At 66.0% G+C, this 23,673-nt stretch carries 24 protein-coding genes; 17 read left to right on the top strand and 7 right to left on the bottom strand.

The genetic code is table 11. The features are described 5' to 3' along the window. The first annotated feature begins 60 nt into the window (after positions 1–60). A complete protein-coding gene (locus tag QP609_RS13045) occupies positions 61–1,272 on the top strand; it encodes an MFS transporter (protein WP_014647583.1) in 1,212 nt (403 codons plus the stop codon). 16 nt (positions 1,273–1,288) lie between these two features. Here QP609_RS13045 and QP609_RS13050 read toward each other — a convergent pair whose 3' ends face one another. Next, positions 1,289–1,768, bottom strand: coding sequence for a MerR family transcriptional regulator (locus QP609_RS13050; protein ID WP_046431348.1), 480 nt, complete (start codon positions 1,766–1,768; stop codon positions 1,289–1,291). A gap of 89 nt (positions 1,769–1,857) precedes the next feature. On the opposite strand from QP609_RS13050, the gene QP609_RS13055 reads away from it, so the two are divergent. The 7 genes from QP609_RS13055 to QP609_RS13085 all read left to right on the top strand — a co-directional run bounded on the left by QP609_RS13055 (position 1,858) and on the right by QP609_RS13085 (position 6,855). Beyond that, positions 1,858–3,096, top strand: a complete 1,239-nt coding sequence (locus tag QP609_RS13055) for an NADH:flavin oxidoreductase/NADH oxidase family protein (RefSeq protein ID WP_197621171.1) — start codon at positions 1,858–1,860, stop codon at positions 3,094–3,096. Positions 3,097–3,189: 93 nt separating this feature from the next. Beyond that, positions 3,190–3,666, top strand: coding sequence for a hypothetical protein (locus QP609_RS13060; RefSeq protein WP_046431353.1), 477 nt, complete (start codon positions 3,190–3,192; stop codon positions 3,664–3,666). Between the two features lie 103 nt (positions 3,667–3,769). Continuing rightward, the gene (locus QP609_RS13065; RefSeq protein WP_197621172.1) at positions 3,770–4,039 is read left to right on the top strand and encodes a hypothetical protein; all 270 of its coding nucleotides are present in this window, start codon (positions 3,770–3,772) and stop codon (positions 4,037–4,039) included. 125 nt (positions 4,040–4,164) lie between these two features. Beyond that, positions 4,165–4,410, top strand: a complete 246-nt coding sequence (locus QP609_RS13070) for a hypothetical protein (protein ID WP_032957423.1) — start codon at positions 4,165–4,167, stop codon at positions 4,408–4,410. A 114-nt stretch (positions 4,411–4,524) separates the two neighbouring features. After that, positions 4,525–4,773 (top strand): hypothetical protein, encoded by a 249-nt coding sequence (locus tag QP609_RS13075; protein WP_014647589.1) that lies wholly within the window; start codon positions 4,525–4,527, stop codon positions 4,771–4,773. 10 nt (positions 4,774–4,783) lie between these two features. Next, positions 4,784–4,966 (top strand): hypothetical protein, encoded by a 183-nt coding sequence (locus tag QP609_RS13080; protein ID WP_046431358.1) that lies wholly within the window; start codon positions 4,784–4,786, stop codon positions 4,964–4,966. A gap of 185 nt (positions 4,967–5,151) precedes the next feature. Further along, positions 5,152–6,855 (top strand): PAS domain-containing sensor histidine kinase, encoded by a 1,704-nt coding sequence (locus QP609_RS13085; protein WP_049442514.1) that lies wholly within the window; start codon positions 5,152–5,154, stop codon positions 6,853–6,855. 7 nt (positions 6,856–6,862) lie between these two features. Here the strand turns inward: QP609_RS13085 and QP609_RS13090 are convergent, their stop codons facing one another. After that, on the bottom strand, positions 6,863–8,386 hold the full coding sequence (locus tag QP609_RS13090) for an FAD-dependent monooxygenase (protein ID WP_197621173.1): 1,524 nt from the start codon (positions 8,384–8,386) through the stop codon (positions 6,863–6,865). Between the two features lie 82 nt (positions 8,387–8,468). Here QP609_RS13090 and QP609_RS13095 point away from each other — a divergent pair, with 82 nt between their 5' ends. Beyond that, on the top strand, positions 8,469–9,113 hold the full coding sequence (locus tag QP609_RS13095; protein ID WP_046431363.1) for a TetR/AcrR family transcriptional regulator: 645 nt from the start codon (positions 8,469–8,471) through the stop codon (positions 9,111–9,113). Between the two features lie 115 nt (positions 9,114–9,228). Further along, positions 9,229–11,328: a TonB-dependent receptor gene (locus QP609_RS13100; protein WP_310762662.1), complete on the top strand. Its 2,100-nt coding sequence runs from the start codon at positions 9,229–9,231 to the stop codon at positions 11,326–11,328. A gap of 54 nt (positions 11,329–11,382) precedes the next feature. On the opposite strand, the gene QP609_RS13105 is transcribed toward QP609_RS13100, so the two are convergent. After that, complete coding sequence (locus QP609_RS13105) at positions 11,383–11,664, bottom strand: hypothetical protein (RefSeq protein ID WP_032957412.1); 282 nt, start codon at positions 11,662–11,664, stop codon at positions 11,383–11,385. A gap of 210 nt (positions 11,665–11,874) precedes the next feature. On the opposite strand from QP609_RS13105, the gene QP609_RS13110 reads away from it, so the two are divergent. The 7 genes from QP609_RS13110 to QP609_RS13140 all read left to right on the top strand — a co-directional run bounded on the left by QP609_RS13110 (position 11,875) and on the right by QP609_RS13140 (position 18,832). Further along, positions 11,875–12,549, top strand: coding sequence for a response regulator transcription factor (locus QP609_RS13110; protein WP_014647595.1), 675 nt, complete (start codon positions 11,875–11,877; stop codon positions 12,547–12,549). Then, entirely contained in the window at positions 12,549–13,898 is a 1,350-nt protein-coding gene (locus QP609_RS13115; protein ID WP_014647596.1) for a HAMP domain-containing sensor histidine kinase, read from the top strand. The genes QP609_RS13110 and QP609_RS13115 overlap by 1 nt, the downstream gene beginning before the upstream one ends. Before the next feature lie 276 nt (positions 13,899–14,174). Then, entirely contained in the window at positions 14,175–14,651 is a 477-nt protein-coding gene (locus tag QP609_RS13120; protein ID WP_014647597.1) for a hypothetical protein, read from the top strand. A gap of 249 nt (positions 14,652–14,900) precedes the next feature. Continuing rightward, on the top strand, positions 14,901–15,977 hold the full coding sequence (locus QP609_RS13125; protein ID WP_014647598.1) for an efflux RND transporter periplasmic adaptor subunit: 1,077 nt from the start codon (positions 14,901–14,903) through the stop codon (positions 15,975–15,977). Continuing rightward, on the top strand, positions 15,974–17,938 hold the full coding sequence (locus tag QP609_RS13130) for a MacB family efflux pump subunit (RefSeq protein WP_197621175.1): 1,965 nt from the start codon (positions 15,974–15,976) through the stop codon (positions 17,936–17,938). Before QP609_RS13125 ends, QP609_RS13130 begins: the two co-directional genes overlap by 4 nt. Before the next feature lie 90 nt (positions 17,939–18,028). Continuing rightward, positions 18,029–18,427 (top strand): hypothetical protein, encoded by a 399-nt coding sequence (locus QP609_RS13135; RefSeq protein WP_197621176.1) that lies wholly within the window; start codon positions 18,029–18,031, stop codon positions 18,425–18,427. A gap of 27 nt (positions 18,428–18,454) precedes the next feature. Continuing rightward, positions 18,455–18,832, top strand: a complete 378-nt coding sequence (locus QP609_RS13140; RefSeq protein ID WP_014647601.1) for an EF-hand domain-containing protein — start codon at positions 18,455–18,457, stop codon at positions 18,830–18,832. 245 nt (positions 18,833–19,077) lie between these two features. On the opposite strand, the gene QP609_RS13145 is transcribed toward QP609_RS13140, so the two are convergent. The 4 genes from QP609_RS13145 to QP609_RS13160 form a co-directional block, all read right to left on the bottom strand. Further along, complete coding sequence (locus QP609_RS13145) at positions 19,078–20,400, bottom strand: XVIPCD domain-containing protein (RefSeq protein WP_169411817.1); 1,323 nt, start codon at positions 20,398–20,400, stop codon at positions 19,078–19,080. 19 nt (positions 20,401–20,419) lie between these two features. Continuing rightward, complete coding sequence (locus QP609_RS13150; RefSeq protein WP_197621177.1) at positions 20,420–21,286, bottom strand: hypothetical protein; 867 nt, start codon at positions 21,284–21,286, stop codon at positions 20,420–20,422. 139 nt (positions 21,287–21,425) lie between these two features. Continuing rightward, positions 21,426–22,751: an XVIPCD domain-containing protein gene (locus QP609_RS13155; protein WP_197621178.1), complete on the bottom strand. Its 1,326-nt coding sequence runs from the start codon at positions 22,749–22,751 to the stop codon at positions 21,426–21,428. 24 nt (positions 22,752–22,775) lie between these two features. After that, positions 22,776–23,639 carry a hypothetical protein gene (locus QP609_RS13160; RefSeq protein ID WP_041863587.1) on the bottom strand — a complete coding sequence of 288 codons (864 nt, stop codon included), beginning with the start codon at positions 23,637–23,639 and terminating at the stop codon, positions 22,776–22,778. Positions 23,640–23,673 lie beyond the last annotated feature (34 nt).

Here is a 23,673-nt window from a genome sequence, read left to right on the forward strand (position 1 = left end):
CTGCTCCTGCTGCAGTGCAGCAGTACAATGGGCGGCTCCCGCCCCCCATCGCGCCCCCGCATGAGCCCCAACTCTTCCCTGGCTGCGCGGCTGACGCCCCGCCAGCGCACCCTGATCATCCTCGCCCTTTCACTGGGTGGCTTCGCCATCGGCACCAGCGAGTTCGCCAGCATGGGCCTGATGCTGGAGATCAGCCGCGGCCTGTCGATTTCCGAAACCCAGGTCGGGCATCTGATCAGCGCCTATGCCATCGGCGTGGTGGTCGGCGCCCCGATCCTCGCCTTCGTCGGCGCCAGCTTCCCGCGCCGCAAGCTGCTGCTGGCACTGATGGGCTTCTACGCGGTCGGCAACCTGGCCAGCGCGCTGGCACCGAACTACGGCACGATGCTGGTGGCGCGCTTCGTTGCCGGCCTGCCGCATGGCGCCTACTTCGGCGTGGCGATGCTGGTGGCCGCGGCGATCAGTCCCGCAGGCCAGCGCGGCCAGGCGATGTCACGCGTGCTGCTGGGCCTGTCGATCGCGATCCTGGTCGGCAACCCGCTGACGACCTGGCTGGGTCAGCAGCTGAGCTGGCGCACCGCCTTTGCCCTGGTCAGCGTGCTGGCCATCGCCACCGTGGCGATGATCGCGCGCTTCCTGCTGCCGGACCCGGATGAAGTACGTACCTCGCCGATGCGCGAGCTGCGCGCCTTCAACACGTCCCAGGTGTGGCTGGCGCTGGCGATCGGCGCGGTCGGCTTCGCCGGCATGTTCTGCGTGTTCACCTACCTGGCACCGACCCTGGTGCAGGTCACCGGCGTGGCCGAATCGTGGATGCCGCTGGCGGTGGGCGTGTTCGGCATCGGCGCGATCATCGGCAACATCGCCGGTGGCTGGCTGGTGGACAAGTTCCACTTCAAGGCCGCCGCCGTGGTGCTGCTGTGGTCGATCGTGATGCTGCTGCTGTATCCGCTGGCCGCACAGTCGGTGTGGACCATCGGCCCGATGATCATCACTGTCGGCACCATGGGCGCACTGGCGGCGGTGCTGCAGACCCGCCTGATGGACGTGGCCGGTGAGGCGCAGACGCTGGCGGCGGCCTCCAACCACGCCGCTTTCAATACTGCCAACGCACTCGGCCCGTGGCTGGGCGGCATGGCAATCAGCGCCGGCTTCAGCCCGGCCAGTACCGGCTATGTCGGCGCGGCTACCGCGATCGGCGGCCTGCTGCTGTGGTGCGTGGCGGTGATGCTGGACAAGAAGCGCAGCACCGCCGTCGTCGGCAGCCACTGAACATTGCGCCGGATCGTCAGTTGCTGCCTCTGCGGCGACGGCGATCCGGTCGCAGCAACGCTGTATCGCCGGCCACCAGGGTCGGCCGCGCCAGCTCACCGCGCTTCACACGGTCCAGCACCCGCCGCGAATTGGCTGCACAGTCGATGCCGTCCGGCCGCGCCTGGATGTCCTCGATCAGGGCCAGCAGGTGCGCCCTGCTCTCTGCCAACCGCAGCTGCAACGCTTCGATGTCAGCCACCTTCTGCTGCAGCATCGCGATCAACGCCTCATGCTGCCACTGGCCCATGTCCGGTGGCAGCAGGGCGCGGATCTCTTCCAGGCTGAAGCCTGCACGCTGCGCGCCCGTGATCAACTCCAGCAACAGCACCGCCTGTTCCGGATAGTCGCGGTAGCCATTGGCCTGGCGCTGCGCCACCAGCAGCCCCGCGTCTTCATAGAAGCGAATGCGCGACGCCGCGAGGCCCGTGAGGCGGGCCAGCTCACCGATCTTCATCTGCCTGAATCCTCGCCATGGGAGCCTGTTGACCTTCAATAAAACTTGAAGGTTAGCGTAGCGCCATTCCCCTGTCCTGGAGCTGTCCGATGTCGCTGTTCTCGCCCCTGGCACTACCCTCCGGTGCCATCATCCGCAACCGCATTGCCAAGGCCGCGATGGAGGAAAACATGGCCGACGCCGACCACGCGCCGTCCGCTGCACTGCTGCAGCTCTACCAGCGTTGGGCCGATGGCGGCGCAGGACTGATCATCACCGGCAACGTGATGGTCGATGGCCGCGCCATGACCGGCCCCGGCGGCGTGGTGCTGGAAGACGACCGCCACCTTGACCGCTTCATCGCCTGGGCCGAAACGGCACGCTCACGGGGCGCGCAGATGTGGATGCAGATCAACCATCCCGGGCGGCAGATGCCGGCCGCACTCGGCCAACCGGCACTCGCGCCGTCAGCCGTCGCCCTGGAGATGGGCGCGCTGTCCAGGCAGTTCGCACCGCCGCGGGCGATGAGCGAGGCGGACATCGAAGAGGTGATCGCCCGCTTCATCCGCAGCGCCGAGCTGGCCGAGCGCGCCGGGTTCAGTGGCGTGCAGATCCATGCCGCGCACGGTTACCTGCTCAGCCAGTTCCTGTCGCCGCTGTCCAATCGCCGCGACGACCGCTGGGGCGGCAGCCTGCACAACCGTGCGCGCCCGCTGCTGGAGATCGTGCAGGGGGTGCGCGCCACCGTGTCGCCCACGTTCGCGGTGGCCGTGAAGCTCAATTCCGCCGATTTCCAGCGCGGTGGCTTCTCGCCCGAGGATGCGCGCGCAGTGGTGGAAATGCTGGCGCCGCTCGGCGTGGACCTGGTCGAACTGTCCGGTGGCAGCTACGAAGCACCGGCCATGACCGGTGCCGCGCGCGACCAGCGCAGCCTGGCCCGCGAGGCCTACTTCCTTGAGTTCGCGCGTGAGATCGCCACGGTGGCAACCATGCCGCTGATGGTCACCGGTGGCATCCGCCGTCGCGCCGTGGCCGATCAGGTACTTGACAGCGGTGTGGCCATGGTCGGCATCGCCACCGCGCTGGCGATCGAGCCGGATCTGCCCCACCGCTGGCAGCAGGGCCGCGACCCGGTGCCGACACTGCGCACCATCGACTGGCGCAGCAAACCGTTGGCCGCCAGCGCACACATGGCCGCAGTGAAGTACCAGTTGGCGCGGCTGAGCAGGCTCCGGCCCACGGCGCCGGGTGTTTCGCCCGTCTGGGCACTGCTGCTGGCACAGGCGGCCGCAAAGTGCCGGACCCGCCGCTACCGGCGCTGGATCGGTGCACGCGCAGGAGGATACTGAGCGGGCAGGCTTCTCATCACCGAATCGATGCTTCACCATCTGCACGATCGGCGGCAGCCCGTTTGCCGGTCGCAACACGCAGAAGGAACCCTCGTGGCAGCAGGACCAACCAGGAACCACGAAAAGCTGCTCGATGACCTGCTCTCACTGGGCCGCAACTGGGCGCTGGCCATTGCCATCGCAGGTGCCGGAGCTGCGGTCCATTACAGCGAGTCGGTCTACGAAGCAGGCATCTGGCGCGACCTGCTGCCCACGCTCTGCTTCCTGGTCGCCATCGTCTGGATCGTGCTCAGCATCATCCGCTTCGACCTGACCATCCAGCAGCACTTCGAGCGGAAATTGTCACGCTGGCTCAGCCGTCTGCTGTATGTCGTGCTGCTTGGCACCGGCATCACTGCCGTGTTCTTCGTCACCGAACTGGCGGAGAACAATCACATCGCGCGGATGTGCGACTCGGTGGCCAATGAACCCGGCAGCCGCATCCACAGGTCGGCCGAGTGCCAGCGGCTGTACCAGCATCGCGCGGCGTACCGGCAGCGTCTGGAATCGGCCGAGGGTGAGTTCGACTGAACGGGCTTCATCGCGGTCTTCGCGCGCGATGAACACATTTCGTGGATGTGCATTTGGGCACAGTGCAGCCGACGCCGCGCTCTCGGCCCGTACCGGACCCGCAATGCCCCCCCATCGCGCACCTGCCCGCCATGATGCCATCGCCTTGCAGGCCGGCATGCTGGGCAGCGTGTTGGGCGTGGCGCTGTTCAAGGCCATCGCACTGTCTGCGTTGGCGACGGGTTCGATGATGGGTATCGGGCTATGGGTGATGGCCTGCGCGCTGCTGGCAGCGTGGGCGCTCGCAGCCTATCTGGCCTGCCTGGCACTGAGCCGGCGCGTGTTCGTGCTGATGCTGGTGCTGTGCACGATACTGGTGATCTGCATCGCCTGACGCCGGCAGGGACCGGACTATCGCGCATCTGTTATAGAATAACAAGTGCGGTTGGTCCGATTGTGCATGCCCGGTGTCACGGATTTGAATTCCATGGCCATCCCGGCATCACCCGAGGCCCCCCCATGAACCTGCAGCCCCCGCTCCGCGTGACCCTCATTGCCATCGCCCTCGCATCGCTCAGCGCCTGCGCCACCTATGACGACAGCAACATGCATCAAGCCTGCCAGGAGTCGCCGCACCTGAAGGACCTGCCGCCCGAGGTCGCTGCCCGCGAGAGCCGCTGCAACAAGGGCATGGAAGTGTGGTCGAGCGAGCGCAAGGGCAGTGACAAGCCGCTGGACCTGAGCGGAAAGAAGAACAATCCCTGACGAAGGTGCGCGCCCGGTTGCCGCGCCTGTCTTGATCGCGCCCATGCATCCGGCTGACTGCTCCATCACAGCCGGCGCGCGACGATGAGGTCTCCCCACCCTGTCGAGACTCAGATGCCGGACACTGCCCACCCTGTCATTCGCGCGTTCGAGGCCGTGTTCGATCTATCGGGCAGCGTGCAGCGCATCACTGCGCTCACGGTCACCTGCCGGCATTGCTCGTCGACCAGCTCTGCCAGCGAAGACAACCTGGTGCAACTTCCGGGCGGGGCGTTGTTCCGTTGTGACGGGTGCGGCTGCCATCAACCGGTCAGCCACGCCCGCCTGTCGGACTGGCAACCGGCGTCGTTGCTGGGTATCTGAGGGCCGCCACGTGGAAATGACTGCGGAACAGCGGAAAATACTCCAGGCAATCGCCGCTGCAGAGCCGGTGCGCGGCGATGCCGCAACGTGGGCGGTGACCGCCGGATGGGCGGTACAGGCGGAAGACGGGGATATCGATCTGACCGAGGCTGGCCGGGATGTGCTCACCGCGCAGGCAGGTCGTAAGGGCTAGACCCGCCGATCAGGCCAGCTTCGCCTCCCTTCGCGCTGCGCCGCGATAGCGGCAACCTGCTGAACAAAGGGTGCATCCCTGCCACGTCAACGGCGAAGTGGCGAGGCCCTTCATGCCCACGGTGTGCAGGGCGTCATGACATGCGCTCGGCTATGCTGCGCCACCTCCCTGCGCCAATGGCGGCCATGCATCCTTTTCCCCTGCCAGTCTCTGCACCTGATCAGCTCGCCTACCGACTGCTGCAGGACAGTGACTGGGCCCGCTCGGCCACTGCCGCAAGCGCACCCGCCGAACTTCGCACCTTGCTGGCGATGATCCTGGATTCGCCGGAACCCCTGTGGCTTGCCTGGGGCAAGGAAGACAAGGCGTTCTTCTTCAATGATGCCTATCTGCCGATGCTGGGGGAAAAGCTGCACGGCGCGATGGGCAACCGTCTGGAGGATGTCTGGGCGGACGTATGGCCGGACGTGGTGCATGCCGTCGACGACGCCTTTGCCGGCACCAGCCGCAGCTTCAAGAACATGCCATTGATGATGGATCGCGACGGCACGCTGCGCGAAACTTTCTGGACGTTTTCCTATTCACCGCTGCGCGTCGGCTGCGGCAGTGTCGCCGGTATCCTGTGCGTGGTCAGCGAGCAGACCGAACGGGTGATCGAGCGCGACCTGCACAGCCGCCAGGTCGCGGCGATCACCGAGCAGGCGCGGGAGGCCCATCTGGAACTGGTGCGCGCCCGCGAGCAGCTGCGCCAGTCGCAGAAGCTGGAGGCGATCGGCCAGCTCACCGGCGGTGTGGCCCACGACTTCAACAACCTGCTGCAGGTCATCACCGGTTCGGTGGACATGCTCCTGCACACGTGGCCGTCAGACGACACCCGGCGCCGCTACATCCAGGCCATTGCCACAGCCTCGGACCGCGCCACCAAGCTGACCGCGCAACTGCTTGCGTTCTCGCGTCGCCAGAGCCTGTCGCCGGAGGTCTTCGATCTCTGCGAAAGCGTGCACGCGCTTTCGGACATCATCACCACGGTACTGGGTGCACGCATCCAGGTGTCGTTGACGTTGCCCGGCACGCCGTTGCCGGTGCTGCTGGACCGGACCCAGCTGGACACTGCATTGATCAACATCGCGGTCAACGCGCGCGATGCGATCGAGGGACACGGCAGGGTGACCATCGAGGTGGAGCAGGTAACCGCGGTGCCTTCGGTGCGCTTCGCCGCGCCGATGAAGGGCGACTTCGCCGCGATCAGCGTGACCGACACCGGAGCAGGCATCGACCCCGCCGTCGTCGACCGCATCTTCGAGCCCTTCTTCACCACCAAGAGCGTCGGCGCCGGAACCGGCCTCGGCCTCAGCCAGGTGTTCGGCTTCGTCAAGCAGTCAGAAGGCGAGGTGGACGTGCAGAGCCAGGCGGGCGCCGGTACCCGCTTCACCCTGTACCTGCCGCTGGCGCAGGCGAGAGAAATGACGGAACGGCCGGCGACGCTACCGGGGCTGCAGCATGGTCACGGTGTCTGCGTGCTGGTTGTGGAAGACAACGTCGATGTGGCCGAATTTGCCGTCGGCGCCCTGCGCGAGCTCGATTACAACGTGGTACTTGCGCACAATGCGGACGAGGCCCTGGCGGAGCTCGAACGGGATGCCTCCCGCTTCGATGTAGTGTTCAGCGACGTAGTGATGCCTGGCATGAACGGCCTGGATCTGGCCCGTACCATCCGCAGCCGCCTGCCTGGGCTTCCAGTGATCCTTACCAGCGGCTACAGCGAACTGCTGGCCCGGGACCCTGGCCATGGCTTCACCCTGCTGCGCAAGCCTTACTCATTGAAGCAGCTGGCCTCGGTGATGACCGAAGCCGGGCGCTGCGCGCAGGCCGTGGTGGCGTCGCCCTAGCGGGCGGTCACCGCAGCGAACCGAACCAGCGTTCCAGCGAAGGCTCCAGCCCCGACGTGTCACCGCCAGCATCGCAGGCCCAGGCGACGATACCGTCGGGGCGGACCAGCACGGCGCCCAGTCCCAGCGTGTCGCGCGCCGTGGACATCACGCAGGTGACCGACCGCTGCCAGCGCTCAATGATCGGACCGAGCGAATCGCCGGTATCGAGCCCCAGCAGCACGCCCTGCCCTGCACGCAGCAGCTCTCCCATCCGACGGTCATCAGCCAGTTGGACGTCCGGTGCGCTTCGGCCAACCCGCGGATGGCTGCCGTCGAGCACCGGTGGCGGTGCTACACCCCACAGCCGCTCGGCGAGATAGGTGGCACCGTCGCGGGTCGCGGCCAGGTCGGCGATGACCGCCGCCAGCGCGCGCGACCCGGGGCCTGGCCGCATCAACGCCACCTGCGCACGTGACCAGTCGAGCACCTGCGCGCCGATCGGATGGCGCTCAGCCTGATAGCTGTCCAACAGCGACTCTGCCACATCACCTCGCACCACCGCGGCCAGCTTCCACCCCAGGTTCATCGCATCGCCGATGCCGAGGTTCAGCCCCTGCCCGCCCAACGGCGAATGCATGTGCGCGGCATCACCGGCCAACAGCACGCGGCCGCTGCGATAGGCCGTGGCCTGGCGCGCGGCATCGGTCCATGTGGTGGCCAGATGCAACGCCGTGATCGTTGCCTCTCGCCCGGACACACGCCGCAGCAGCGCCTGGGCGGTGTGCCGGTCCAGCGGCGTGCGATGGCCGGCGCCACCGTCGAAATCGGCCAGCGCCAGCATGCCCGGCGGATTGAAATTGCACATGCCGTGTTCGGTGAACTGACGCCCCGGGACGAGCACCGACGGGTCTGCCAGTTCGACCTGCAGCGTGTGCCCGGTGAACTCCGGCGCCGTCCCTGCGAACACGAACCCCGACTGCTTGCGTACCGTGCTGCGGGCGCCATCGCAACCGACCAGCCAGCGGCCCCGCATCAGCCCGCGACCGGTCTGGACCTCCATCTGTGCTTCGCGTGCGTACACCGCCTGCACCGTGCAGCCACGCTCGATCTGTACACCCAGTGACACCGCACGCTCGGCCAGCACCGCCTCCAGCGACTGCAGCTCGACCGCCATCTGGGTGGGCACCGGCGTCGGCAGGCGATGGCGCCAGCGCGCACTGTCCACGTTGTCCAGCGCAAAAGGAATGCCGGCGAAGTGGCCGCCCAGCGGCCGCGGTTGCGCCAGCCAATGGGCGGTGCCGGGCGGCGGTGCGCCGTTGTCCGGCTTCAGCACCTGACTGGCGGCAACCGCATCCAGCAGGCCACGTCGATCCAGGGCCTCCAGGGTGGGCGCGTTCAAGCCGCGCAAGCCAAAGGGCAGGCGTTTCAAGGGTGTCTCGGGCGACACTGCCTGCTCCAGCAACAGGACCGAACAGCCGGCCTGGGCCAGCTCGCAGGACAGGAACAGGCCGACCGGGCCGGCCCCGGCGATGACGACGTCGTACAACATGGGATTTCCCTGTGAGCGCCGGGCCGGCGCTCTGGCGACGCCAATGTTACACTCGGTGTACGTTTCCACAAGTGAACCGCCCATGATCCCGCCCCGGGGCCGCCGCGAGCAGCGCAAGACCGAGACCCGACAGACCATTTCGGACGTCGCCACCGAACTGATCATCCGCCGCGGCTTCGAAGCCGTGTCCATGTCCGAGATTGCCAATGCGGCGGGGGTCTCGCGCAAGACGGTCTTCAATTATTTCGCCAGCAAGGAAGACCTGGTGTTCGACCGCGATGAGGAGGCCCGGACCCTGCTTCGCGAAGGCATGGCGGCGCGCCGTGGCATGGCCCCGCTGGCCGCCTTCCAATCGCTGGTGCGGGAGCTGCTGGACAGCGGCCATCCGCTGTTACGGATCAACTCCGGTGCAGCGGCCTTCTGGGCAACCGTGGCCGACAGTCCGGTGCTGGTGGCGCACGCGCGACGGCTGCAGGCACAGCTGGCCGACGACCTGGCCCAGCTGATGGCCGACGCGGCCGGTCGGCCCGCGCAGGACGCGGAGGCACGCCTGGGCGCAGCCATGCTGCTGGCGTCGATGGTGGCCGCCTATGAGAGTGGACTGGCCAGCCAGCAGAGGGGCGAGGATCCGCGCCAAGCGATGCTGCAGCTGATCGTGCGCGGTGGCACCGGCGTGCTGGTGGCCTTGGCCGGCACCCCATATACCGACCCGGGCCTGCGTCCATAGCGCAATCGGGGGATAGGTCACGAAGCGTTGCAAATGCTACTCTTTCTCATTTGCAGCCCGCCCCGACCCCCTCATGCCGCTTCCAACCCCGCTCAAGCACGCCCTCTGCCTGACGCTGCCCCTTTCCCTGGCTACGCCTGCACTGGCCTCCGAGGCCTCCGCTGACACCCCGAAGGACCTGGACAAGGTCGAAGTCCGCGGCCGCGCGCAGACCCTGTACCGCGCCAACGATGCGGCCGTCGGCACCCGCACCGATACCCCGTTGGAACTGGTGCCGCAGTCGATCCAGGTCGTGCCGCGCGAGCTGATCGACGACCAGGCCGCGCGCCAGGTCACCGATCTGTACCGCAGCATCAGCGGCATCAGCTTCTTCAGCTATGCCGGCGTCACCCTGCGCGGGTTCCGCCAGGAGAACGTTCTCTACGACGGCCTGCGTGGTGATCCCTATGCGGGCTTCTCGGTGCCGCAACTGTTCAATATCGAACGCGTGGAAGTACTGAAAGGTCCGGCCGGTGCGCTGTACGGCGGTGGTGATGCGGGCGGTGTCATCAACTATGTAACGCGCAAGCCCAAGGCGCGCGCCGAACGCCGCATCGAGCTGCAGGCAGGCGACAAGGACTTCCGCGCCGGATCGATCGAAGGCACCGGCCCCTTGAATGCCAGCGGCAGCATTCGCTATCGCGCCGGCCTGTATGCCGACAGCGAGCAGGGCGTGCGCTGGAATGCCGACAGCGAAAGCGTGATCGGCGATGCCTCGCTGGCCTTCGATGTCGGCCAGACCGGCGAACTGGTGCTGCAGTTCACCGACATCACCCAGAACCTGGGCGGCAACCGCCTGCGCGGCGTGCCGGTGAACGATGCCGGCAGCTTCCTGACCGATCGCCGCTGGAACCACAACGAGGCCAGTGACTTCCTCGACATGCGCGCCAAGGTCGCACTGGCGCAGTATCGCTTCGCACCGCGCGACAACCTGGACGTGGACCTTGCTGCGCGCTGGTTCAGCAACAACGAGCACCAGATGTACCACGAGCCGATGGGGCTGATTGATCGTGATCGCGACGGCGTGGCCGAGTGGATGACGCGCCAGCTGCGCAACCAGATCCGTGACAACACCGCCTTCACCGCCAGCGGCAATGCCGTCTGGCGGATCAACACGGGTCGTATCGAACACAAGGTGCTGTTCGGCGCCGACGTGTACCAGCTCGACGCCGACTTCACCGCGCAGACCGCCAACAGCGCCGACCTGGCACGCGGCGCCGGCCCGGTGCGCGGCATCGACCTGTTCAACCCGGTCTATGGCGCGAGCACCTGGCATGACTACAACCTGGCCGCTCTGCCCTGGCGCAGCACCGCCACCCGCAGCAAGCGCTACGGCGGCTACCTGCAGGATGAGCTGGCACTGGGCACGCGCTGGCATGTGCTGGCCGGGCTGCGCTGGGATGGCTTCAAGGATCAGGACCGCATGGGTGGCGGCAGCGTGGATGGCAACGATCTCAGCTGGCGCCTGGGCAGTACCTTTACCGTCCGGGACGGCGTGAACCTGTATGCCAACATCGCCAGCGGCTTCGTGCCGCAGAGTGCCACCAACCAGAACCCGGCGGCCGGCGGACCGTTCGACGCGGAGCGCAGCAGGCAATGGGAAGTCGGTCTGAAGTCCCTGCTGGCCGACCGTGTGACCCTGAACATGGCGGCCTACCGCATCGACCGCAGCAACATCGTGCAGGCCACCGGCGAGGTGATCGGCGGGGTAAACCAACTCGCTGCACTGGGCCTGGTACGCAGCACGGGCATGGAACTGGACCTGCTGGCCGACGTGACCGAGCGCTGGGTGGTGAACCTGACCTACGCCTACAACGACGCACGGGTGAAGGATGCCGGACCGAACGGCATCACCAATGCCTCCGGCGACCGCTTCGCCAATGCGCCACGCAACAAGCTCGGCGTGTGGACGCGCTACGACCTGCCGTCGATCAATTCGGCCATCGGCTTCGGCGCCGACCATGTGGGCGAGCGTGTCAGCCTGGATGGGCAGGCGGTCAAGGCATACACGGTATTCGACATGAGCTGGAAGACCACGTGGAAGCAGTGGCAGTTCCAGGCCAACGTCAAGAACCTGTTCGACAAGGTGTACGCGGCCAGCGGCTTCATCGAGCGCAACGGGCATTTCCCGGGCGAGCCGCGGCGGGTGTATGTGCAGGCGGCTTACAGCTTCTGACACCGCGCAGCAGAGCGTGCCAAGGGAGGTGGCAACCCACCTCCCCTGCCCAGGTCAGTGCGAGCAGGACACCAGCATCGAGCGGGTGGCCATCTGGGTAGAGGTGAAGCCGTTCCTGTTGCCCACCGCGATGGCATTTCCTTCATCGCCATCCTTGCTGAAGACCACATAGCCGCCTGGGCACATCTGCCCGGCCTTTTCGTAGCAGCCACTCCAGGAACTGGAACCGCTGCAGTCGATGGAAACACCACGGCGGCCATCGGGGGTGACGGTCATTTTGGCAGTGGTGCAGCCACTCAAGGCGGCAACCAGCAACAGCGGGACGAACAACTTCATGGGCACTCCAGGGGTTGGGGATCAGCGAACGGGCGCCAAGGCTGGAGTGCGCGGATTGCGCGAACCTTGCGCCGGGCGGCCCGCGCCGCAGCGGGTGTTGCGGCGTCACCGGCAGGCCCCGAAGGAACGCCATGTTCACGCAATGTTCCTGTAATACGGTGCCGGCGCTTGCCGCCCGCCTTATGCCTCCTTCCCGCCTGACGCCTGCCGATGCACATCCTGCTGATCGAAGACGAAGCCGAACTGGCTGCCACCCTGAAGTCTGCCCTGCAGCGGGAGCGCTACGTCGTGGACCTGGCCAGCACCCTGGCACTGGCCCGCCAAGCAGCACTTTCCGGATCACACGACCTGGTGCTGCTGGACCGCACCCTGCCCGATGGTGACGGGCTGGGGCTCATTCCCGTGCTGCGCGGGCGCAATCCGGGGGTGCCGATCATCGTGCTCAGCGCACTGGGACAGTTGCCGGACCGCATCGCCGGCCTGGATGAGGGCGCCGACGACTACCTGGCCAAGCCCTTCGCGCTGGAAGAACTGTTCGCGCGGATCCGCGCGGCCGGGCGCCGGCCGAGCGGCATGCAGGTGGAGCCGGTGAGCATCGGCCGGCTGCTGTTCGACCCCACCTCGGGCGAAGCCAGCGTGGGCGGACAGCGACTGGAGCTTCCGCGCCGCGAGATCCGCGTGCTGGCGGCCCTCGCCCGCCGGCTGGGCCGCACCGTGCTTCGCGAATCCATCGAGATGGCGGTGTACGGCTTCGACGACGGCATCCATTCCAACACGCTGGACTCGCATGTCTCACGCCTGCGGCGCAAGCTGGCCGACGCGGATGCGGGGGTGGAAATCCATGCCATCCGCGGTGTCGGCTATCTGATGCGGGAAACGAAGTAATGGCGCTTCGTCCCTCACTGAAGCGCCCGCTGATCGTCAAAACCCTGATCTACCAGCTGCTCGCACTGCTGGTGGCCTTCTTCGCATTGCTGATGGTGCTGGTGCGTGTCGACAGCGGCGGCTACTACACCATCCAGACCTTCGCCCCGGTTGCGGCAGAGGCCGTTCGTCGGGACAGCAAGGGCGAGCTGTATGTGCAACGCACACCGGCGCTGGACGAGCTGCTGAAGATCGTCCCCGGCGCGTGGTTCATCGCCGAGGATGAGCAGGGCCAACATGTGACATTCGGCCACGTTCCGCCCGCCTACGCCTCGCTGGTCGGCGCCCTCGACGGCATTCCCTATGGCGACCTGCGCGGACGCGGCCGCAACGACGGCCTGGCCGTGGTGATACGCCAGCACAGCGGTCCGGCCGGCAAGCTGACCATCATGGCCCATGGCGAAACCGATTCGCTGACCTGGCAGATGGCGCTGGCCGCACACATCATCACCCTGCCGATCTTCCTGCTGCTGGGCCTGGCCACCATCATCCTGACCCCGATCATCGTGCGCCGCGCCCTGGCTGGCGTGGAGCGCATCGCGCAGGAAGCCCGCAACATCTCTGCCAGCCGTCGCGGCATCCGTCTGACAGAGACCGCCGTACCGGTGGAGATCGCACCGCTGGTGACCGCGGTGAACGAAGCGCTGGACCGACTGGACGAAGGGCACGAACGGCAGCGCCGCTTCATCGCCGCCGCCGCCCATGAGCTGCGTACACCGATCGCCATCCTGCGGGTGAAGATCGATGCCACCGACGATTCCACCTCACGCAGCCTGGCGGTGGAAGTCGCTCGGCTGGCAACGCTTGCCGAGCAGCTCCTGGACCTGCACCGCATGGAAGCCGATGGACCGAAGGACTCCCTCAACCTGGCCCGCGTGGCCAAGCGGGTCGTCGCCGATCTGGCCCCACTGCTGATCCAGTCCGACAAGACGGTCGCCGTGGCAGTGGAACCGAACTTCCCGGTGCTGGGCGAGTCCGGTGCCATCGAACGGGTGCTCTCCAACCTGGTACTGAATGCCGCCGAGCACGGTGGACGCCATATCATCGTGCGCGTGCAGGGCAGCTGCCTTGAGGTGGAAGACGATGGACCCGGCATTCCAGTCGACCAGCGCGAACGCGTGTTCGAGCCCTTCCAACGCCTGCGGCCCCGGCAGACAGGCGCCGGATTGGGATTGAACCTGGTGCGGCAGGTGATCGACCGCCACGGCGGCCACGTCACGATTCTGGATGCGCCCGGTGGTGGCGCCCTGATCCGCGTCGAGTTCCCCTCGCATCCAGGCGTCACCAGCGCATTGGCGCCGGAGTACTGAGCGCATCGCTTCCACGTGGATGACTATGCGCGGATGACTACTGGCTGTCCGCGCGCCAGGACTGCGGTTGATGCGCAAGGTTGCGGCAATGTTCGCTGCCCAGCATCCAGGTGAGCAGCACAGCAGGTGCTGCGTCCGGAACTGACAGGAAGCCTGCATGTGACACAGGGAGCTCCTCCACCGCCCTCTTCCACCCCTGCCCCGCCGCCTCGGAATACGCCCAGCCTCACCGCCGCAGCATGGAACTGCCGCGCGCATGCAGGCCGCGCGCGTGGGTTGGAACACTGGCCGCACTGGCTGCGGATGATTCCCGAACGCGAGCGGGCCGGCGTGCTGATCCGCCTGTTCGCCGCGCTGTTCCTGCTGCTCCCCGGCCTTGCGCTGGTGGCTTCCGCGTATCGGCACGCGCATGCAACGGCCACTGCCGTGCTGGTGTTCGTCGCCGTGCATGCCGCACTGCACATGCTGGCCGTGTGGCGAGGGGCTGCACTACGCCCAGCTCCCCCGCTGCTGCGGACCCTGGATACGCGCGCAGCCGCCGTGATGCTTGCTGCCACGTTGATGATCATCGCGATCGTCGCCGCCACCGCAACGCTGCCGGTTGCGGTCTGCACCGTGCTGCTGGTCGGCGCGTTGTGCCAGCTTTCGACCCTGCCCACGCCGGCGCAACGCCTCCGCCACGTGCTGTTGGCGCTCGGTAGCATGATCCAGTTCATCGCGATGGCACTGCTCACGCAGGGCATTGCCCACTGACACGCCTGCACCATCGCAAGGTTCGCGCAATCCAGCGCATCGAGACTCGACCACCATCCACACCTGTCACCCCAGGCGTGCATTCCAACAGTCTCGAGGATCCACGATGCCCTGTCTCTTCCGGATGCCGCGCCGATGAGCGCCACACCGCGCAGCCGCCGCCGTGTGCTGATCATTGCTGCCGCACTCCTCTGCACAACGTTGGCACTCTTCGCCTGGCTCCGGCCCGTACCACCACCGAAGCTGCAGGTGGCACCGGTAACCCGGGGCAACATTGAACAGGTCGTTGAAGCCACTGGAACACTGAAGCCCTCGCGGCTGGTGAGCGTGGGCGCGCAGGTCTCCGGCCGCATCGAGGCCCTGCATGTGAAGCTGGGCGACAAGGTGAAGGCCGGCGATCCGATTGCCGATATCGATTCGCGCACCCAGCGCAACGCATTGCTGAGTGCGCAGGCAGCACAGCGCACCGCGCGCGCCAACCGCGATGCGCTGGCCACCGACCTGCGCCAGTTCGAGCTGACATTGCATCGACAGCAGCAGCTGGTGACCTCGCAGTTGGTGGCACGCGCCGACGTCGATGCGGCCAAGGCCAAGGTCGATGCCACCCGGGAACAGATCGCCGCGCTGGAAGGTGAGATCGTGCAGCGGCAGACCGACGTGGATATCGCACAGACCAACCTCGAGTACACCCGTATCACCGCCCCCACCGACGGCACCGTGCTGGCCGTGGTGGCGCGCCAGGGGCAGACCGTGAACGCGGTACAGAGCGCACCGACCATCGTGATGCTGGGCAACCAGGACGTGATGACGGTCTACGCGGAAATCTCCGAGGCGGATGTTGTGCACACGTCCGTTGGTCAGGAAGCGTACTTCACCATTCTTGGCGACGCGGGACGTCGCTACAGGAGCACGCTGCGCGACATCGCCCCGGCTCCGGAATCGATCACCCAGGAAGACGCCTCCGCCCTTGCTTCACCCGCGACCGGCGGTGGCAGCCGCACCGCCATGTACTACAACGGGCAGTTCGACGTCGCCAACGCCGATGGCCGCCTGCGCAGCTACATGACCGCGCAGGTGCGCATCGTGCTGGGTCGCGCCGACAACGTACTGACGCTGCCCTCCGCTGCGCTCGGTGCACGCGCGGCCGATGGCAGCTACAGCGTACAGGTGCGTGGCGCGGACGGGCACGCCCATGCGCGCCGCATCACCATCGGGCTGGACGACCAGATCCAGGTGGAGGTACGCAGCGGCCTGAAAGAGGGCGAACAGGTGGTGCTGGCGCAGGCCCGGGACGAAGCCGCTACCGCACACGCGCCGTCGAAATGAGCACATCCGCCACCGCCCCCTTGCTGCGCGTACGCGGCATCCGCCGCGAATTCGCGGCCGGCGAACAGACGCTGGTCGTGCTCGATGGCGTGGACCTGGACATCCACGCAGGCGAACTGGTGGCCATCGTGGGCCAGTCCGGCTCGGGCAAGTCCACGTTGATGAACATCCTCGGCTGCCTCGATCGCCCTTCCGCCGGTGCATACCAGATCGCCGGACGCGAAACCGCTCAGATGTCGCCCGATGAACTGGCCGAACTACGCCGCGAGCACTTCGGCTTCATCTTCCAGCGCTATCACCTGCTGACCGACCTGACCGCATTGGGCAATGTAGAAGTGCCAGCGATCTATGCCGGCATGGCGGCGGCCACCCGCCGCGCCCGCGCGGCCGAGCTGTTGGCGCGGCTGGGCCTGAGCGAACGTATGCAGCATCTGCCTGGCGAGCTGTCAGGTGGCCAGCAGCAGCGTGTTTCGATTGCGCGCGCACTGATGAACGGCGGCGCGGTGATCTTCGCCGATGAGCCGACGGGTGCACTGGACACCCACTCCGGCAGGGAGGTGATGAAGATCCTGGGCGAGCTGCATGCCGAGGGCCACACCGTGGTGCTGGTGACCCACGACATGGCCATGGCCGAACATGCTCATCGCATCATCGAGATCCGCGATGGCCGGGTTGTCGATGATCGCGCCACGGGCGGGGTCTCTGCCGTGGATGGGTCAGCGGCGGCCCCGCCGCAGCGCGGCGGTGGCAGCGGCTGGCAGGCGGTGCGTGATCGCTTTACGGAGGCGTTCCGCATGGCCCTGCGCGCAATGAACGCGCACCGCATGCGCACCTTCCTGACCATGCTCGGCATCATCATCGGCATTGCGTCGGTCGTCTCCGTGGTCGCGCTGGGTACCGGCGCGCGCCAGGCCATCCTGTCCAACATTTCCTCGCTGGGTACCAACACCATCGAGATCTATCCCGGGTCCGGCTTCGGCGACCTGCACTCGGCGCGGGTGGAAACGCTCACCCCCGGCGACAGCGTGGCCCTGGCCGGGCAGCCGTTCGTGGACAGCGCTACACCCGGCGTGGCCACCACCGGCACCGCGCTGCGCGGCAACCGCTCGGCCAGCGTGCAGGTGCATGGCGTCAGCGAGCAGTACTTCCGCGTGCATGGCCTGAAGCTGGGCGAAGGTGCCTTCTTCGGCCCGGCCGCCGTGGCCGGCTACCAGCAGGTAGTGGTGATCGATGCCAACACCCGCGCCCGCTTCTTCGCTGCGGTGGACAATCCCATCGGCCATACCCTGCTGCTGGGCAACGTGCCGGTGCGCGTGGTGGGCGTGGTGAAGAAGGACGCCGGCGCGGTCGGCGATGCCTCGCTGCTGCGGGTGTGGCTGCCCTACACCACCACCATGGCGCGCATGCTCGGGCAGAGCCACGTTTCCAGCATCACCGTGCGTGTCTCCGATGCCATCAGCATGGAGGCGGCCGAGCGCGCCATCGGACGATTGCTGGCACGCCGCCATGGCAGCACCGATTTCTACATGAGCAACAACGCGCAGATCCGCCAGTCCATCGAACAGACCACCGGCATCCTGACCATGATGATCAGCTCCATCGCCGCCATCGCGCTGGTAGTGGGCGGAATCGGAGTGATGAACATCATGCTGGTGTCGGTGACCGAGCGAACACGCGAGATCGGCGTGCGCATGGCGGTGGGCGCGCGGCGCAGCGACATCCTGCAACAGTTCCTGATCGAATCGGTCCTGGTCTGCCTGCTCGGTGGCGTGCTCGGCATCGGCGTGGCCCTGGCATTGGGGGCAGGGTTGGCGCTGGCCAACGTGGGTTTCAGCCTTGTGTTCTCCGCCAATTCGATCCTGGCCGCCTTCGCCTGTTCCAGCCTGATCGGTATTGGCTTCGGCTTCCTGCCAGCACGCCGCGCCGCGCAGCCGGACCCGGTCGAAGCACTCGTTCGATAGCCAGTGACGTTACCTGCAGTGACGGCAGGTTCGCGCAATGTCTGCGGGCTCTACTGGAGCTACCAACAATGTCCGCACAGGAGCTGGACGATGTCTCTGAAACCACGAAGAACCGCACTGCTGCTGGCAGCGGCTGCACAACTGATGCTGCTGTTGCCCTACTCCGGCGACGCGCATGCGCAACGCGGTAACCGCTACAACCCGCAGTGGGACCAGGACTACCGTGACCGCGATCGTGATGCATGGGAGCGTCGTGAACGCGAGCGTGAGCGTGACCGGGAACGTGAGCGCCGCCACGATGCCAAGACCACCGGTGTGGTGGTGGGCGTGGTGGGCGCAGCCGTCGTGGCCGGTGTGATTGCCGCAGCCGCCAAGCGCGAACGCGAGACCCGCGAACGCGCCGACTACTGCATTCGCCGCTACGGCAATTATGACCGCCGCAACGATACCTATCGCGGCGCCGACGGCTACACCTATCCCTGCCGCTGACCTGCACATCTCAAGGACATACGACCCATGAAGAAGACCGCTCTGTTGATCGCATTGTGCGCCGCTCCGCTGGCCTCCCAGGCCGCGCCGGCTGACCCGAAGCAGGCCTACATCGATTCCACGTTCACAGCGATGGACACCAACAAGGATGGGCGCGTCGACAAGGCCGAATACACCAGATTCCAGCAGGGGCGCTTCAGCAAGCAGGCCGATTCGATCGACGCCGCGTTCAGTGCCATGGACACGAACAAGGATGGCAGGATCAGCAAGGATGAAGCCACGTTGGTGCCGGAGATTGCGAAGTACTTTGCGGGCCTGGACACCGATGGTGATGGCTATCTGTCGCTGAAGGAGATGCAGCAGGCCATGGTGGCCGCGCAGACGGCAGACGCCCCGGCGAGGTAGCGCCCCGGTACTGGATGCCAATCCACATCGCCTTGGTGGGTGCCCACCCTGGTGGGCACGGCTGCGTCACCGCGCGCCAGGGCCAGAATGCCCACCAAAGTGGGCGGCTACCGCAGCGGTGAAATGGCATCCACCCAGGCGGACATCTACCCGGCTGGTACGCGTCGGTCGCCAAGCGAACTCAGCAATGCCCGCGCACCGAGTTGCAAAGACCGCGTGAGGCGAGGCTGCGACAGGCCGGGACCCTAGCCCATCCGTATCGCCGGGATGTCGCGCGCCTGCGCATCGACCTCCTGCTGGCGCTGCGCGTGTGCCTGTTCACGATCCGCACCGACTGCCTGCAGGGCCTGCAGTGACTGCTCGACCGGCGTCTGCACCGCCCGGTCCGTGGGCATGGAGGCCCGCAGATGCGCCGGATCATTCAACTCGCCCTGCACCACGAACACGTTGCGGCCGGCCGGGTGATCGGCAGTCCGCGCGCTCAGCAGCACATGGTCGGCGCGTTCGAGCTGGTTGTGGCGCGCCAAGGCCATCACGCTCGCCACCAGGCGCTCGCTGTTCTCGTCGTGGGTACGCCCGGCGCCGGCATCGATCGCGGCCACGCCTTCGCGCACCTGCTGCATCAATGCGTACTCACGGTGGCCGGGTCCAATGTCGGCCAGACGGGTCGCTACCTGCGCGGGATCCGGCACGTCGTCCACGGCTGCGGTCAGCGGGCTGCGGGTGATGGTCCGGTACGGGTCGTCCGGGTGGAACTGGGTACGTTTTTCCTGCCGTTCCAGACGAACGTCCCGCGCGTCGTTGAGTTCAGCGATGCGGGCCGGATCGGTGATCTCACGCATCGACATGTGGCCACCACCCGCGCTGACACTGGCCCATTTCCTGTCCGCTTCGAAGTACATCGCGTAGTAGCTGTTGCCACCGATGACGTTCGGATCGACCGCCGAGCGCCCTTCCAGTGCCTGGGTGGCTTCCAGCACGCTCAACCGGGTCAGGTATTGCCCACCCTTCGTCCATCCCATCTGGCTGATGGCATCGATGCTGGTGTTGCCTACGCGCGGGCCTCCGGCGTAGTCATTGTTGAGCATGTTGGTCCAGATCTGTTCCAGCTTCTCGGGGCCGCTCTTCTGCTCAGCCGCCTGCAGCAACACGCGCGGCGTCCAGCAGTTGGGATCGAGTTCATGCCGTTCGAATGCCCGGTCGTGTGCCAGCATCACGTCCTTGCCGGGGAGATTCAGTGCAAATTCGGGACGCCCCTGCTCCATCCAGAACAGGCGTCGCTCCAGGTCCTGGCGCAGAAGCGTCTGCCCAAACATCTCCCATTGCCGCTCGCTCAGCTGCGCGTCGGGAAAGCCGGAGCCCTTGCCTTCCTGATCTCGGGCGTAATCCTGTGCGTAGCTGTTTGCAACGCGGCCTGGCAGGCTGTCGTTGCGAACAACACCCAGCGCAAGCGTGCCATAGCCATCCGCATCTGGCAGCTGCGACAGATAGTTCCAGTACAACTCACGGTTTCCGGCCTTGGCATAGCTGGCCAGAATCCTGAGATTCTCTTGCGTCAATCCGCCCATCGCCTGCTCCTGAATGCACTCACTGCCGGACGCGGGAGCGCGCGAGAAGATCCCGCACCGCATCTTCCATCCGCTTCCAGTCCGCCAGGAAGGCCCGCTTGTAGTTCAGCGAGATGGAAAGCTTGTTCTCCACATCCGAGAAATAGTGGAAGCACCCCGCAGCGGCTTGCCCTTGCTCACTGATGACCTGATCGCCCTGCAGGCGAACGCCATCCCCCCGAAACGCCGTGCTTTCGCATTTGATGAATGTGGTCAGACTGCCGTTTGGAGCGCGCGCGATGTACCAATCATCTTCATAGGCAGGATTACGCGTGGGCGGTTTTCCATAGCGTGCCTCGTATTCCTTCGAGAAAATCCCCATCCGCGTTTCATCGATGGCATAAGGCGTCAGTCCCATGACGTCGGGCCGCGCAATACGCAGATCGAGTCGATCCCGAGGATCCCCTCGCTCCACCGATCCTTCCTCGGCGGATGCCTGGTTGGAGGACAATCGCTCCAATGATGTTTCGATTGGCGCACGATCGATGTAGTCGATCGCCACAGCAATTTCCTTCCGGAAATCATTCGTACGCGGATTGGCCCGGGCGCCCGGCGCCGTCGGCGTCATGTCCGGCCACTCGATGACCAGCGTCACGCCCTCGCCCGGCCACGGTGCGATCTGGCTGTCCAGGTAGTTGGCCGGAATGCGGAAAGTGTTCGGCCCGAGCTTCACGTCCACGGGCGCATCGGTATAGGTGTGGCCGTTGATCGTGCGGCCGGTCTGCGTTGCGCCGGACATGGCGGGATTCCTTTCGTGTTCGGTGGACGGCGGCCGCGCACACGCGCCGGCACTCACCGCGACGGCAAGTGCAAGCGTCAGGCAACGGCCGGGGGACATCACGTGCATGGGCATTCCATTGCAGAGTTCCCAATCGATTATAGGTAAAACTGCGGAGGCGAACGAAGGGTCCGCGCCCCAAGGCTTAAAGGCCTAGGCGAAAACCACTTTAGACCCGAGCCCGTGACCGGCTCACCCGGGGGGCCGGTCAGGCCATCCGCATGGCCGGGGTGTCGCGCGCCCGCGCATCGACCTCCTGCTGCTGGCGCTGCGCGTGTGCCTGTTCACGTTCCGCACCCACTGCCTGCAGGGCCTGCAGTGACTGCTCGACCGGCGTCTGCACCGCCCGGTCCGTGGGCATGGAGGCCCGCAGATGCGCCGGATCATTCAACTCGCCCTGCACCACGAACACGTTGCGGCCGGCCGGATGATCGGCGGTCTGCGCGCTCAGCAGGACATGGTCGGCACGTTCAAGCTGGTTGTGACGCGCCAAGGCCATCACGCTCGCCACCAGGCGCTCGCTGTTCTCATCATCGGTACGTCCCGCGCTGGCATCGATCGCGGCCACGCCTTCGCGCACCTGCTGCATCAAGGCGTACTCACGGTGGCCAGGACCAATGTCGGCCAGACGGGTCGGGGCCTGCGCGGGATCCGGCACGTCGTCCACGGCTGCGGTAAGCGGACTGCGGGTGATGGTCCGGTACGGGTCGTCCGGGTGGAACTGGGTTCGCTTTTCCTGCCGTTCCAGACGAACCTCGCGCGCGTCGTTGAGTTCGGCGATACGGGCGGGGTCAGTGATCTCCCGCATCGACATATGGCCGCCACCCGCGCTGACACTGGCCCACTTCCTGTCCGCTTCGAAGTACATCGCGTAGTAGCTGTTGCCACCGATGACGTTCGGATCGACCGCCGAGCGTCCTTCCAATGCCTGGGTAGCTTCCAGCACGCTCAACCGGGTCAGGTACTGCCCGCCCTTCGCCCATCCCATCTGGCTGATGGCATCGACGCTGGTGTTGCCTACGCGCGGGCCCCCGGCGTAGTCATTGTTGAGCATGTTGGTCCAGATCTGTTCCAGCTTCTCGGGGCCGCTCTTGTCCGAGGCGGCTTGCAGGAGCACTCGAGGAGTCCAGCAATTGGGGTCCAGTCTGTGCTGCTCGAAAGCGCGGTCATGAGCCAGCATGACGTCAGCGCCAGGCAGATTCAGCGCGAGATCCGCACGTCCGTTTCCCATCCACGCCTGTCGAAGCTCCAGATCTTCCCGCAGCAGTGTCCGCCCGAATGCTTCCCACTGGCGCTCGCTCAGCTCGGCATTTGGAAAGCGCGAACCTTCGTCATTCTGAGATCTGGCATGGCTTTGCGCGTAGGCATTGGCCACGCGTCCAGGCAAACTGTCATTACGTACCACACCTAGCGCCAGCGTACCGTAGCCGTCCGAACCCGGCAGTTGCGACAGGTAGTTCCAGTACAGCTCACGATTACCGGCATCTGCATAATCGATGAGGATTCTGATGTCCTTCTGGGTCAGGCCGCTCATTGTTTTCTCCTTGAGCCTCGTCGTTTAGCGCGTCCGTGCTGCAGCAAGAACATCGCGAACAGCATCTTCCATGCGTTTCCAGTCTTTCAAGAAAGCTCTCTTGTAATGCAGGGAGATGGATAGGCTGTCAGAGATATCGACAAAGTAGTGAACGCATCCGGCAGCCACAGGATCGTCCAGATCAATGACCTCGTCCTGCGTCAGGCGCACTCCGTCCCCCAGGAACGTTGCGCTATCGCACTTGATGAAGCTTGTCAGTCCCCCAGCACCGTCCCGTGCAACATACCAGTCGCGCTCGAATGCCGGATTGCGGACAGGCGGCTTCCCATACCGGGCCTCGTACTTCTTCGCGTACAACACCATCTTCGCTTCATCGATTGCATAGGGCGTCAGGCCCAAGGTCTCCGGCTGTGCAACGCGTTGATCGAGACGGTCCCTGGGATCCTCCCTTTCCACAGAACCCTCCTCCGTGATGGCTTCATTTGAGGAAAGCCTTGAAAGCGAAGTCTCAATTGGAATGCGATCGATGTAGTTGATACGAACAGCAATCTCCTTCCGGAAATCATTCGTACGCGGATTGGCCCGGGCACCCGGCGGCGTCGGCTTCATGTCCGGCCACTCGATGACCAGCGTCACGCCCTCGCCGGGCCACGGTGCGATCTGGCTGTCCAGGTAGTTGGCCGGAATGCGGAAAGTGTTCGGCCCGAGCTTCACGTCCACGGGCGCATCGGTATAGGTGTGGCCGTTGATCGTGCGGCCGGTCTGGGGTGCGCCGGACATGGCGGGATTCCTTTCGTGTTCGGTGGACGGCGGCCGTGCACACGCGCTGGCACTCGTTGCGACGGCGAGTGCAAGCGTCAGGCAACGGCCGGGGGACATCACGTGCATGGGCATTCCATTGCAGGGTTCCAGCGCCACTATA

This window comes from Stenotrophomonas sp. 8(2023), from assembly GCF_030345295.1.
GTDB classification, from domain to species: domain Bacteria; phylum Pseudomonadota; class Gammaproteobacteria; order Xanthomonadales; family Xanthomonadaceae; genus Stenotrophomonas; species Stenotrophomonas muris.